Origin of the sequence: Nocardioides sp. CFH 31398, assembly GCF_022436705.1 — a bacterium.
In the GTDB taxonomy this organism is placed as follows: Bacteria; Actinomycetota; Actinomycetes; order Propionibacteriales; family Nocardioidaceae; genus Nocardioides.
The window spans coordinates 1-12,428 of sequence record NZ_JAKUHT010000001.1 but is presented as its reverse complement, the minus strand read 5'-3'; the positions used below and the strand labels follow the sequence as shown (position 1 = coordinate 12,428).

11 protein-coding genes are annotated in these 12,428 nt (G+C 75.5%); 5 read left to right on the top strand and 6 right to left on the bottom strand.

Features of this window, described 5'->3' with window-relative positions:
- Positions 1-15: 15 nt before the first annotated feature.
- Positions 16-834, bottom strand: coding sequence for an alpha/beta fold hydrolase (locus tag MJ876_RS00055; protein ID WP_240234000.1), 819 nt, complete (start codon positions 832-834; stop codon positions 16-18).
- 79 nt (positions 835-913) lie between these two features.
- Here MJ876_RS00055 and MJ876_RS00050 point away from each other — a divergent pair, with 79 nt between their 5' ends.
- Positions 914-1,498, top strand: a complete 585-nt coding sequence (locus MJ876_RS00050) for a transcriptional regulator (protein ID WP_240233999.1) — start codon at positions 914-916, stop codon at positions 1,496-1,498.
- The gene (locus tag MJ876_RS00045) at positions 1,495-2,754 is read left to right on the top strand and encodes an MFS transporter (protein ID WP_240233998.1); all 1,260 of its coding nucleotides are present in this window, start codon (positions 1,495-1,497) and stop codon (positions 2,752-2,754) included. The genes MJ876_RS00050 and MJ876_RS00045 overlap by 4 nt, the downstream gene beginning before the upstream one ends.
- Here the strand turns inward: MJ876_RS00045 and MJ876_RS00040 are convergent.
- Genes MJ876_RS00040 through MJ876_RS00030 form a run of 3 tightly spaced genes read right to left on the bottom strand, consistent with a single transcriptional unit; the run spans position 2,717 to position 5,180 of the window.
- Positions 2,717-3,487, bottom strand: a complete 771-nt coding sequence (locus tag MJ876_RS00040; RefSeq protein ID WP_240233997.1) for a hypothetical protein — start codon at positions 3,485-3,487, stop codon at positions 2,717-2,719. The two genes, MJ876_RS00045 and MJ876_RS00040, sit on opposite strands and share 38 nt — an antisense overlap.
- A 42-nt stretch (positions 3,488-3,529) precedes the next feature.
- Entirely contained in the window at positions 3,530-4,603 is a 1,074-nt protein-coding gene (gene hisC, locus MJ876_RS00035; RefSeq protein ID WP_240233996.1) for a histidinol-phosphate transaminase, read from the bottom strand.
- A 10-nt stretch (positions 4,604-4,613) separates the two neighbouring features.
- A complete protein-coding gene (locus MJ876_RS00030) occupies positions 4,614-5,180 on the bottom strand; it encodes a VanZ family protein (RefSeq protein WP_240233995.1) in 567 nt (188 codons plus the stop codon).
- A gap of 101 nt (positions 5,181-5,281) precedes the next feature.
- Here MJ876_RS00030 and MJ876_RS00025 point away from each other — a divergent pair, with 101 nt between their 5' ends.
- The 3 genes from MJ876_RS00025 to MJ876_RS00015 are packed head-to-tail and all read left to right on the top strand — an operon-like array spanning position 5,282 to position 7,142.
- Positions 5,282-5,680 carry a phage holin family protein gene (locus MJ876_RS00025; RefSeq protein WP_240233994.1) on the top strand — a complete coding sequence of 133 codons (399 nt, stop codon included), beginning with the start codon at positions 5,282-5,284 and terminating at the stop codon, positions 5,678-5,680.
- Entirely contained in the window at positions 5,677-6,285 is a 609-nt protein-coding gene (locus MJ876_RS00020; RefSeq protein WP_240233993.1) for a low molecular weight protein-tyrosine-phosphatase, read from the top strand. Before MJ876_RS00025 ends, MJ876_RS00020 begins: the two co-directional genes overlap by 4 nt.
- On the top strand, positions 6,282-7,142 hold the full coding sequence (locus MJ876_RS00015) for a fructosamine kinase family protein (RefSeq protein WP_240233992.1): 861 nt from the start codon (positions 6,282-6,284) through the stop codon (positions 7,140-7,142). Before MJ876_RS00020 ends, MJ876_RS00015 begins: the two co-directional genes overlap by 4 nt.
- Positions 7,143-7,158: 16 nt before the next feature.
- Here the strand turns inward: MJ876_RS00015 and MJ876_RS00010 are convergent, their stop codons facing one another.
- Together MJ876_RS00010 and MJ876_RS00005 are read right to left on the bottom strand one after the other, a co-directional pair.
- Positions 7,159-7,665, bottom strand: a complete 507-nt coding sequence (locus MJ876_RS00010; protein ID WP_240233991.1) for a hypothetical protein — start codon at positions 7,663-7,665, stop codon at positions 7,159-7,161.
- The coding region (locus MJ876_RS00005; RefSeq protein WP_240233990.1) for an LPXTG cell wall anchor domain-containing protein at positions 7,662-12,428 on the bottom strand (4,767 nt) is incomplete at its 5' end. The genes MJ876_RS00010 and MJ876_RS00005, both read right to left, overlap by 4 nt.

The window sequence follows — 12,428 nt, the reverse complement described above, 5'->3', positions numbered from 1 at the left end:
CGCGCGGCCCCGGCGTCAGCCGGCCGCCAGCTCCGCCAGCAGGTCGGCCATGGCCCCGGGGTCCCAGGTGTGGTTGGCGCCGGCCACCTCGACGGCGCGCGCCCCCGGGACGGCGGCCGCGACGGCCTCGGCGGCGAGCGGCATCTCCGGGAACGTCGACGTGCCGTACGCCGCGACCACCGGCACGGCCATCTGTCCGAGGCGGTCGCCGAGCTGGACGTCGTACGGCGCGGAGTAGGCCCAGCGCAGCGCCTGGGCGTCGACGCGCAGGGCGGGGGCGTTCGCGACCCAGACAGGCCAGACCGGGGAGTCCCGCAGGCCGCCGACCAGCTCCGGCGGGAGGTCGCGCAGGTAGTGGGTCAGCGCCTCCGCGTCCTCGCCCGCGTCGAGGAACCGCTCGACCTCGAGCGTCCAGGGCCCCACGCCCGTGGCGGTCGGGTCCAGCGGCGCCTCGAACAGCGCGAGCCCGGCCACGGGCACCCCACCCTCCGTCGCGGCGTACAGCGCGATCGCCCCGCCCGACGAGTGCCCGCACAGGACGGCGTCACCGCCCGCCGCGGCGACCAGCGCGGCGAGCGCGCCGCCGGGCCCGGCCTCGCGGTCCAGGTCGATCGGACCGTCGGCCGGGCTCTCGGCGCGGCCCACCCGGTCGTGCACCAGTGCGGGCACCCCCCGGGCGGCGAGGGCCTCCGCGCAGGCCGTGGTGGCCGGGTCGATGGCGCGGTACGGACCGGCACCGGCCACGAACACGACCGCGCGCCGCTCGCCGACCGGTCCGTGGGCGTCGTACGTGACGCGGTCGCCGCGGTCGGTCTCCAGGGTCCTCGTCTCCATGCCTGCAGTGGACCATCCCGCACCAGCAGACGGCAAACAGATATTTGCAAAGATGCGTTGGTGGTCTACGGTCGGTCGGGTGGACCTCACCTCGATCACCCCCGACGCCGCCGGCCTGCGCGCCCTCGCGCACCCGGCGCGGCTGCGCATCCTGGGCCACCTGCGCTCCGACGGCCCGGCGACCGCGACGAGCCTCGCCGCACGGATGGGGCTGAACAGCGGCGCGACGTCGTACCACCTGCGCACGCTCGCGAAGCACGGCTTCGTCGTGGACGACGCCGAGCGCGGCAACGCCCGCGAGCGCTGGTGGCGCGCGGCGCACCAGTCGACGCGCTCCGGGCCGGACGACTACCGGACCCCCGACGAGCAGGACGCCCTGGAGGGCTTCCTGCAGGCGGTGGCGATCGTGCAGACCGAGCGCCTGCAGCGCTTCGTCGAGGAGCGCTCCTCGCTGTCGCCCGCGTGGGAGGCGGCCACCACGGTCAGCGACTGGGAGCTGCGGCTCACGCCGCGGCACGCCCGCGACCTCAAGGAGGCCCTGACGGCCGTCCTCGAGGGGTGGGAGGAGGACCCCGAGGACGCCGAGGACGAGTCGGGCCGCGCCGCGCTCTTCCAGGTCGCGGTGCACGCGTTCCCCCGGTCGGTGCCCGAGGACGACGGGTGAGCGGGCGCGCCGCCCTCGCGGGTTACCTGACCGCGGACGTGCTCGCCACCGCCGGGGTGCGCGTCTCGATGATCGCCGTGCCGTGGTTCGTGCTGACCACCACCGGCAGCGCGGCCCTCACCGGCGTGGTCGCGTTCGCCGGCACCGTGCCGCAGGTCCTCGCGCAGGCGCTGTCGGGGCCGCTCGTCGACCGCCTCGGCGCCCGCCGGGTGGCTGTCGGGGCCGAGGCCCTGAGCGTGCCCGTGCTGGCAGCGGTCCCCGTCGCGCACGCCCTCGACGTGCTCTCGATCCCGCTGCTCTGCCTGCTCGTCGCGGTCGCCGGCGCGCTCAACGGTCCCGCCGACGGCGCCCGCGGCGCGCTCACCCCGCAGGTGGCTCGCCACGCCGGGACGACGCTCGAGCGGGTCGCGGGACTGTCCGGCACCGCCGAGCGCACCGCCGGCCTCGTCGGCGCCGCGCTCGGCGGCGTCCTCGTGGCCGCGGTCGGTGCACCGTCCGCGCTCCTCGTCACGGCCGTCGGCTGGGGCGCCGCGGCGCTGCTGACCGTGCTGGCCACCCGTCGCCTGGTGCCGCCGGAGCCGGCGCCGCGCCAGGGCTACCTCGTCGAGCTCCGGGAGGGCGCCGGATTCCTGCGTCGCGACCCGGTCCTGCTCGGCATCGCCGCGATGGTGGCCGTGACGAACCTGCTCGACCAGGCCTACTCGGCCGTGCTCCTGCCGACCTGGGTGGTCACGAGCGGCTTGGGTGCGACGGTCCTGGGCCTGCTCGGCGCCTCGTTCTCCGGGTCCGCGATCGCAGGGAGCCTCCTCGCGGCGGCCTACGGCGACCGGCTCCCCCGCTTCACCGTGTACGTCGTGGCGTTCCTGCTCGCGGGCGCCCCGCGGTTCGTCGTCCTCGCCCTCGACGCTCCGCTCGCCGGCGTCGTCGCGACCGGCGTGGTCGGCGGGTTCGCCGCGGGGTTCATCAACCCCCTCGTCGGCGCACTGATGTTCGGACGCACGCCCGAGCCGATGGTCGGGCGGGTGGGCTCGATGCTGACCGCGTCGGCGTGGTCGCTGATGCCGTTCGGCGGTCTGCTCGCCGGCGGGCTCGTCGCCGGGGTCGGGCTCGCGCCCGCGCTGCTCGTGTGCGGGACGGCGTACCTGGTCGCGACGATGGCCCCGGCCGCGGGCCCGCGGTTCCGCGCGATGGACCGCCCACCGCACCCACGGGGCGCGGTCAGCGACGCGACAGCGGTCCCTCGCCGAGCGGCGTAGACAGCACGCGGCGGGCGTCGTCGTCGTCCAGCAGGCCGCGCTGCGTCAGGTTCTCGACGGCCCGGCGTCGCATGTCGTGCAGCTGCTCCCGCGTCCGCGCCGGCAGCGCGTCGATCATCCGCCGGGCCTTGGCCCGGTCCGGCTCGCCGATCCGGGCGAAGCTGAGGTCGCCCTGGGTCCGCCGGCCGCGGGAGGCGAACACCATCGCGGCCGCGGTGAGAACCCCGGTGACGACCGTGACCCACGCCGGCAGGCTCGCGAGGGCGAAGGACCCGGCCCGCCACTCGTCGGACAGGCCCCGCAGCGCCGCGAGGCCGAGCGTCAGCCCGACCCCGAGCGCGAGCACCTCGTACGGGTCGCGGCGGCGTCCCGTCACCCACCACCGGCGCAGCGCCAGCGCCGGACCGGGGGCGGCGACGAGGAACACGAGGGCGAGCCACAGCTGGGCCCAGCCCCCGTCCATCGCGCCCGCCTCGATGCCGCTGCGCCCGGGGACGGGTCCACCGAAGGCGGCGAGGGTGAAGACCGGTGCGACGCAGGCGACCTGCCGCAGCCGTCGAAGCCGCTGGGGCTCGGCGGCCGCGGCGCCCGCGGCCTCGTCGACCCGCGCACGGCCGAGGGCCGCCAGGACCGGCTGGTGGTCCCGCAGCACGAACAGGTCGAGGTCCGCGGCGTCGAACGTCTCCCTGCGCACCGTGTTCGACCAGGCGCGGACCTTCGGGACCGGTGTCACGCCACCCTCATGCCCCACGGGAGGGACGACTACTCCTGCGGATCAGTCCTTCGAGAACGCCGAGGCGACCTCGATCAGGCGGTCGTTGGCCTCGGGCTCGCCGATGGTGACGCGACAGCCGTCGCCGGCGAAGGGGCGGACGACGAGCCCGGCGGCGTCCGCGGCGGCCGCGAACGCGCCCGCCTTCTCGCCGAGGTCGAACCAGACGAAGTTGCCCTGGGCGTCCGGGACGTCCCAGCCGACCTCGGCCAGCGCCTTCACGACCCGCTCCCGCTCGGCGACGAGCCCCTCGACGCGGTCGAGCAGCTCGGGCTGCGCCTCGAGGGAGGCGATCGCGGCGGCCTGGGCGACCGAGCTGACGCCGAACGGCAACGAGACCGCCCGCAGCGCCGCCGCGACGGGGGCGTGCGCGATCGCGTAGCCGACCCGGAAGCCGGCGAGGCCGTAGGCCTTGGAGAAGGTCCGGAAGACCAGCACGTTCTCGTGGCGGCGGTAGGTGCCGATCGCGTCGAGGGGGTCGTCGATCCGCACGAACTCGTAGTACGCCTCGTCCAGGACGACGAGCACGTCGGAGGGCACCTCGGCCAGGAACGCGTCGACCTCGGTCTGCGTCAGGGCCGGACCGGTCGGGTTGTTCGGGGTGCAGAGCAGGACGACGCGGGTGCGCCCGGTGATCGCGGAGGCCATGGCGTCGAGGTCGTGACGGGCGTCGGCGGTCAGCGGCACCGGCACCCCGACGGCCGCCGCCGTGGTGATCGCGATCGGGTACGCCTCGAAGGAGCGCCAGGCGTGGACGACCTCGTCGCCGGGCTCGCAGTAGGCCGACAGCAGCTGGTAGATCAGCGCGACCGACCCCGTGGCGGCGGCGAGGTCCTCGAGCGGGACGTCGAACCGGGCGGCCAGCTCGGCGTACAGCGCGGCGCTGCCCATGTCGGGGTAGCGGTTCATCGTCTCGACCGCGGCGTGCGCCGCGGAGATCACCCCGGGCAGCGGCGGGTAGGGGTTCTCGTTCGACGAGAGCTTGTAGGTGACGAGGTCGGTCCGCGGCGTCGGCGGCTTGCCCGGCACGTAGGCGGGGATCTGCTGGACGTTGCGGCGCGGCTGCGGGGCGGTCACGCTCCGCACGTTAGGACACGAGCCGGCGGGTCCGCTCCCGCCACGGACGCAGCAGGACAACCAGGCCGAGGCCGAGCGCGAAACCGATCGCCGCGCCGGTCACGTTGTCCACCAGGTCGGTGACGTCGCAGGCGCGGTCGATCCGCGCGAGCACGAGCTGGGCGTACTCGATCCCCAGCGAGTACGCCGCGAGCAGGCCGAGCCCGAGCGGCGCGAGCAGCCATCCCGCCCGCCAGCGTGCCGCGACCACCACCAGCAGCGCCCCGCTCGGCACGAACAGCGCGGTGTTCAGCAGCCGCTGGCCGCCGGAGAAGATCCAGAACCCGTCCGGCGCCGGCCCGCCGTAGTCGAAGGAGCACGCCGTCTGCACCTCGTCGGGCTGCAGGTAGCCGGGCGGGCCGGCCGCGGGCACCAGCGTCACCAGCGCGATGACGACCAGGGACCACACGAGCCCCGCGGCGGCGTACGACGTCACCGGGCCGACGCGCCGGGCGGCGAGGAGGGCGACCCCGAGCAGCAGCAGCCCGGAGACCGCAGCCCCCAGCACCATCACGCCCGCGCCCCCGAACCCGACCATCCGGCGAGGCTAGCGGGGTCCACGGACGCCGCCCCCGGCTCCGGCGCTGACACCGCCCGACGTTCAGCAGGACTTCAGCCGGCCTCACTAGAGTGACGGATGTGAAGTTCCTGGCGTCGGTGGTGGCGGGGATCGCGGGGCTGGCGGCCGCCGCGTTCCTCTTCGACGGCATCTACTTCGACGGCCCCCGCCAGGGCGTGGCGGAGATCGAGCAGAAGTTCCTCCCGCTGGTGCTGACCGGCCTGATCTTCGGTGTCGTGACCAGCGTGGTCGCCCCCGTCGTCCGGCTCGTCGCCCTGCCGCTGGTGATCCTCACCATCGGGTTGTTCCTGCTCGTCATCAACGCCGGCATGCTCGCGCTGACCGCCTGGCTGGCGGGCCAGCTCGGCCTCCCCTTCCACGTCGAGGGCTTCTGGACGGCGGTGGGCGGCGCCATCGTCATCACGCTGGTGACGTGGGCCGTGGAGCCGCTGTTCGAGGGATCGAGGGTGTCCTCGTGAGGCCGGCGCCGCCGCCGCGCGAGCCCGGCACCTACGTCGTCGAGACGGTCTGCCTCGGCAACATCTGCCGCTCCCCCACGGCGGCCGTGGTGCTCCGGGACCGGCTGGCCTCGGCCGGCCTGGACGACCGGGTCGAGGTCGTCAGCTCGGGCACCGGCGGCTGGCACGTCGGGGAGCCGATGGACCACCGGGCCGCCGCGACGCTGCGCGCCGCCGGGTACGACGCCGGCGACGTCGACGCCCACCGCGGACGCCAGCTCGGCACGGGCCCGGAGGCGGAGCGCGGCGCCGACCTCGTGCTCGCGATGGACGCCGTCAACCTCAGCGGCGTCCGCGACGGCCGCGCGGGGACGGAGGGCCACGACGACCGCGTCGCGCTCTTCCGCGACTTCGATCCGGAGGAGCCCGGGGCGGACGTCCCGGACCCGTACTACGGTGGCGAGGACGGATTCCGGGAGGTGCTGGCCATGGTCGAGAGGACGGCGGACGCGCTCGTCGCGTCCATCGACGCAGCCCTGCAGGCCGGCTCCGGGCCCAGCCCCGAGCCGGGCCCCGCAGCGACGGGCACGAGGGCGCCGGAGGACCGCCCCGGGGCCGCCCGGTGACCCGGCGGCCGACCGTGGCCCGCCGCGCCGAGCAGCTGCTCGGCACCTCCGTCGTGGCCACCGCGCCGGTGGCGGGCGGCGACATCTCCACGGCCACCCGGCTGCGCATGTCGGACGGCACGGTCGCCTTCGCCAAGACGCTGCCGACCCCGCCCGCCGGGTTCTACGCCGCCGAGGCGCGGGGGCTGCGCTGGCTCGCCGAGGCTCCCGGCGGCGCCGCCGTGCCCGAGGTGCTCGCCCGCGACGAGGACTGCCTCATCCTGCGCTGGGTCGAGCCCGGCCGCCCCTCCGAGACCACCGCCGACGACCTCGGCCGGGCCCTGGCCGCCACGCACGACGCCGGCGCCGCGGCGTACGGGGCCGAGGCCGACGGCTGGATCGGACGGCTGCCGCTGCCCAACGGCGCGGCGCCGACGTGGGCGGAGTTCTACGCCACCCGTCGGGTCCTGCCCTACCTCAAGGTCGCCCGCGACCGCGGGGCCGTGGACGCCGCCCAGGCGCAGGTCGTCGAGGGCCTGGTCGGCCGCTTCCCCGAGCTGCTGCCGGAGGAGCCGCCGTCCCGCCTGCACGGTGACCTGTGGAGCGGCAACGTGGTGTGGGGCGTGGACGGCGTCGCGCACCTCGTCGACCCGGCGGCGTACGGCGGGCACCGCGAGGCCGACCTCGCGATGCTGTCGCTGTTCGGGCTGCCGCAGCTGCCGCGGGTGCTCGACGCGTACGCCGAGGCGCACCCGCTCGCCGACGACTGGGAGGACCGGGTCGGCCTGCACCAGCTCTTCCCGCTGCTGGTGCACGCGGCGATGTTCGGCGGCGGGTACGGCGCCCGCGCCGCCCAGACCGCCGCCCGCTACGCCTGAGACGGGCCCCGCGCCGTCACCCCCGCGGGGCGAGGACCCCGCGCCGGACGTTGGGGACGCACCGGGTGGCCCCCTCCGCGACCTCGGCGTCCAGGGACACCTCGGCCGTCTCCCCGGGCTCGAGGTCCTCCACGACCGCCACGCCCCGGCCCAGGACGTCGGAGGTGTCGTTGGTCCAGCTGACGACCACCACGACGTCCCGCCGGATCTCGGCGGAGCTGGTCACCTCCCCCGAGACGGACACCTCCCCGGGGCCGGTGCCGCACTCCCCCAGGGTCAGGTCGCCGACGGCGCCGACGGGGTCGCGCACCTCCGGGATCTCGGGGAGGTCGGCCGGTGAGACCCGCGCGGGGTCGACGGCGGCGGAGCTCGACGACTCCTGGTCCGGCTCGGCCTGCGGCTCGTCGCCGCTGCACCCGGCCGTCGCCGCGAGCGCCAGGACCGCCACCAGCGCCCCGCGGTGCCTCCGGGGCCCCACGGACCCCGGGACCACGTCCGCCCGCCTCGTCGTGCGGATCCTCACGTGCGTGCCTCCGTCTCGCGGGCGTGCCGGCCGGCCCGGCCGGCGCCCCGTCGTCGTCGTGACCACAGCAGCGCCCCGATCCCACCACCGAGCAGCAGCAGGCCGATCAGCGCCACCCAGGCGGCGGGTCCGCCGGTGTCGGGCAGCAGCCCGCCGTCGTCCGAGTCACCCGGGTCGGTCGGGGGCGGGTAACCCGGGTAGCCGGGGTCACCGGGCTCGCCGGGCTCGCCGGGGTCACCCGGGTCGCCGGGCGGCACCGGGTCGGCGTCGACGAGGTCCAGCACGACGGCGTCCGGCGTCGAGACCACCGGCTCGCCGTCGGGGTCGGTGCCCTCGGCGCGCGCGACGTTCCTGACGCGGCCCCGCTCGGCGTCGTCCTCGCTCAGCGTGTACGTCCCGGTGCACGTGGTGCTCCGATCCGGGCGCAGCGTCGTGACGGGGCACGTGACGTCGTCGATCAGGGGGTCGACGACCACGAGGTCACGCACGGTCACCTCGCCCGTGTTCGTGACGACGAACTCGTAGTCGACCGTGTCGCCCGCCCCGGCGCGACCGTCGCCGTCGACGTCGACCACCCGCAGCGGGCGCTTGTCGAGCGTCAGCTCGGCCTCGGGGCCGAGGGTCGAGTCGAGGGGCACCCGGACGGTGTCCTCGTCGGACGCCTCGACGACGCCGTCCGGGCCCTGCCCGGTCGCGGTGGCGGTGTTGACGGTGAACCCCCGGCGGACGTCCTCCTCGGTGACGGTGTACGGCGCGTCGGCCTCGCACGTCCGGGAGCGGCCCGGGGCGAGCGGCCCGTCCGGGCAGGTCACCGCGATGCCCGCGGCGTCCAGCAGGTCGTCGGCGACCGTGACGTCGCCCAGGGTGACGTTGCCGGTGTTGGTCACCAGGAACGTGTAGCCCACGGTGTCGCCGGCGTCCTTGCGACCGTTGCCGTTGGCGTCGACGACGTCGCCGGCGCGCTTGTCCAGGTCGATCGCCACGTCCTCGGCGGCGAGCGGGGTCGTCGTCGAGTCCGGCTGGGACTCGAGCTCCGCGCCGTCGGGGTCGGTCGCGGTGGCGGTCGCGGTGTTGACGACCTCTCCGGCGGCCTCGTCGGCCTCGGTGACGACGTACGGCGCGCTGGTGCAGACCGTCGAGGACGGCGTGCCGTCCGCGGCGGCCGGCGGGAGCGTCGTGTCCGCGCAGGTCACCGTGTCGCCCAGGAGCGGGTCGACGACCGCGACGTCGTCCAGCGTCAGGGTCGGGGAGGAGTTGGTGACGGTGAACCGGTAGACGATCTCGTCGCCGGCGTCCGTCAGCCCGTCCTCGTCGACGTCGGTGACCGACTCGACCGCCTTGACCAGCCCGAGCACCGGCGGCACCGGCCCGCCCGTCGGGACGGTCTCGGTCGCGGGTCCCGACCCGGCGGTGTCCCCGTCGGGGTCGGTGGCGGAGGCCGTGGCGCGGTTGACGACCCGCCCTGCCTCCTCGTCGTCCGCGGTGATCACGTACGGCGCGTCCGCGACGCAGGTGGTGGAGGCGCCGACCGCCAGCTCGGTGGCGTCGCAGGTCACGCCCACGGGCGGGTCCTGCGCGGCGAGCAGCGGGTCGTCGACGGTCACGTCCGACAGCGGCACGTCGCCGGTGTTGGTGACGCGGAAGGTAAACGTCACGGCGTCGCCCTCGCCGACCCGGCCGTCGCCGTCGCGGTCCACGACCGGCAGCGAGGACTTGGTCAGCCCCAGGGCGGGAGACGGCGCCTGGACGGGTGTGCGGGTGGACGACTCGTCCGAGACGACGGGCAGCCGGTCGGGGTCGACGCCGTCGGCGGTCGCGGTGTTGACGACCTCACCGGCGGCCTCGTCGGCCTCGGTGATCACGTACGGCTCGACGGGCAGGCAGACCGTGCGGGTCCGCTCGGTCGGCACCCCGTCGCCAGGGGCCAGCAGGCGGGTCCGGTCGCAGGTGACCGTGGTGCCCTCGAGCAGCGGGTCGTCGATCGCCACGGAGGAGACCGGCACCGTGCCCGTGTTGGTCACCACGAAGCGCCACCGGATCTCGTCCCCGGCGTCCGTGAGGCCGTCGCCGTCGACGTCGGTCACGGAGCCCACGCGCTTGTCGAGCGCGAGGGAGGCGCGCGGTTCGACCACCGGCGTGGTGGTGGAGGCCTCGTCCGAGGTCACGTCGTCCCCGTCGGGGTCCGTGCCGACCGCGGTCGCGGTGTTCTCCACCTCGCCCGCGCGCTCGTCTGCCCGCGTCAGGACGTACGGGGCGTCCGCCGCGCAGTCGGTCGACCGGCCGACGTCGAGGCGCGTCGCCTCGCAGGTGACCGTGATCGGCGGGTCCTGGCCCGCGAGCAGCGGGTCGTCGATCCGCACGTCGGTGACGGGCACGTTGCCGGTGTTGGTGACGGTGAACGTGTAGGCGATGGTGTCGCCGGCGTCCGTCAGGCCCGAGTCGTTGGCGTCGACGGGCTCCGCGGCGCGCTTGGTGAGCTCCAGCTCCGGCTCCGGGCTCGTCACCTCGGTCCGGGTGCTGTCGGGTCGGGACACCACGGGCTCGCCGTCCGCGTCGACGGCGGTGGCGCGGGCGGTGTTGACGACCTCGCCGGCCTGCTCGTCGGCCTCGGTGACGACGTACGGCGCGTCCGCAACGCACTGCGAGACCTCTCCCGGCACCAGCCGCACCGGCGAGCAGGTCACGGTGATCGGCGGGTCCTGCGACGCGAGCAGCGGGTCGTCGATGCGCAGCACGGTGACCGGGACGTTGCCGTTGTTGGTCACCTCGAACGTGTACGCGACGGTGTCGCCGGCGTCGACGAGACCGGAGCCGTTGACGTCGACGGGGTCGCCCGCGGTCTTGGTCAGCCCGAGCACGCGGCGCGGGGCCACGACGGGGGTGCGGGTGGTGTCCTCGTTCGACTCCACGGCGTCGCGGTCGGGGTCCAGGGCGGACGCGGTGGCGACGTTGAGGACCTCACCGGCCCGCTCGTCGGCGGCCGTCACCCGGTAGGGCGCGGCGTCGCAGGTCGTCGCCTCCCCCGGGGCGAGGCGACCCACGGTGCAGGTCACGGTCACCCCCTGGGCGGCGAGGACGGAGTCCGCGACCCGGACGCGGGTCACGGGGACGTCGCCGTCGTTGGTGACCGTGAAGGTGTAGTCGATCGTGTCGCCGCGGTCGGTGATGCCCGAGGAGTTCACGTCGACCGGGTCGCCGGCGACCTTGTCCAGGGTCAGGACGGCGACGCCCTCCGCGGTGGGCACCGCGACCGAGTCGGGGTCGGAGCGCACCGGGGTCTCGTCGGGGTCGACGCCGGTGGCGGTGGCGGTGTTGCGCAGCACGCCGGCGTCCTCGTCGGCCGCGGTCACGACGTACGGCGCGTCGGCGGTGCAGTCGGTCGACCCACCCGGGGCCAGCGTCACGTCCGCACAGGTGACGCTGATCGGCGGCTGCTGGGACGACAGGAGGTCGTCGTCGATCGCGACGTCGCGCACCGGCACGTCGCCGGTGTTGGTGACCGTGAAGGTGTAGGCGACCTCGTCGCCGGCGTCGGTGAGTCCGGAGTCGTTGACGTCGGCCACGTCGGCGGACTTCTCGACCGCCAGAGCGGGCGCGGGCAGCGACACGGGGGTGGTCGTCGAGTCGGGCTCGGCGAGCACCTCGTCGCCGTCGGGGTCGGAGCCCGCGGCGCGGGCGACGTTGACGACCTCGCCCTCGAGCTCGTCGGCGGTCGTGACGACGTACGGCGTCGCCGCCCGGCAGCGCGTGCTCGTCCCCGGGTCCAGGGACGTCGCGGCACAGGTCACGTCGATCTCCTCCGACGCGAGCAGGGGGTCGCGGACCTCGACGCCGGTGACCGGGACGGTGCCGGTGTTGGTCACGGTGAACGTGTAGGCGATGGTGTCGCCGGCGTCGGTCAGGCCCGAGTCGTTCACGTCGACCGGATCCGCGGCACGCTTGTCGATCTCCAGGCCCGTGACCGGGGTCTGCACCGGCGTGGAGGTCGAGTCGTCGGGCGAGCGGACCGGCCCACCGTCGGGGTCGGTGCCCGTCGCCGCGGCGGTGTTGTCCACCGACCCGGCCGACTCGTCGGCCTCGGTCACCACGTACGGCGACTCGGCCGCGCACTCGACGCTGCGACCCGGCGCGAGCACCCCGTCACCGGGGGTCTCGCAGGTCACCGCGACCGGCGGGTCGCCCGCACCCAGCAGGGTGTCGTCGACCGCCACCTCGCTCAGCGGCACGTTGCCCGTGTTGGTGACCCGGAAGCTGTAGGCGATCGTGTCACCGGCATCGGTCAGGCCCGAGCCGTTGACGTCGACCGGGTCGCCCGCGGTCTTGTCGATCCGCAGACCCGGGTCGGGCACCACCAGCCCGGTCGTCCGGGTGGAGTCCTCGTTCGACACGCTCCGAGCGCCACCCGGCCTCACGGCCTCGGCGGTCGCGGTGTTCACGACCTCCCCGGCCCGCTCGTCGGCCTCGGTCACCACGTACGGACCGTCGGCCGCGCACTCGGTCGACTCCCCCGGAGCCAAGGCCGTGACCTCGCACGTCACCCCGACGGCCGGGGTCGAGCCGGCGAGCATCGGGTCGGTGACGACCAGCTCGTCCAGGGCGACGTTGCCGTCGTTGGTCAGCGTGAAGGAGTAGGCGATCGTGTCGCCCGCGTCGACCAGGCCGGAGCCGTTCACGTCGACCGGCTCCGCGGCCCGCTTGTCCAGCGTCAGCACGTCCGCCTCGGCCGTCACCGGCACCCGCACCGTGTCCGGGTCGGAGACCAC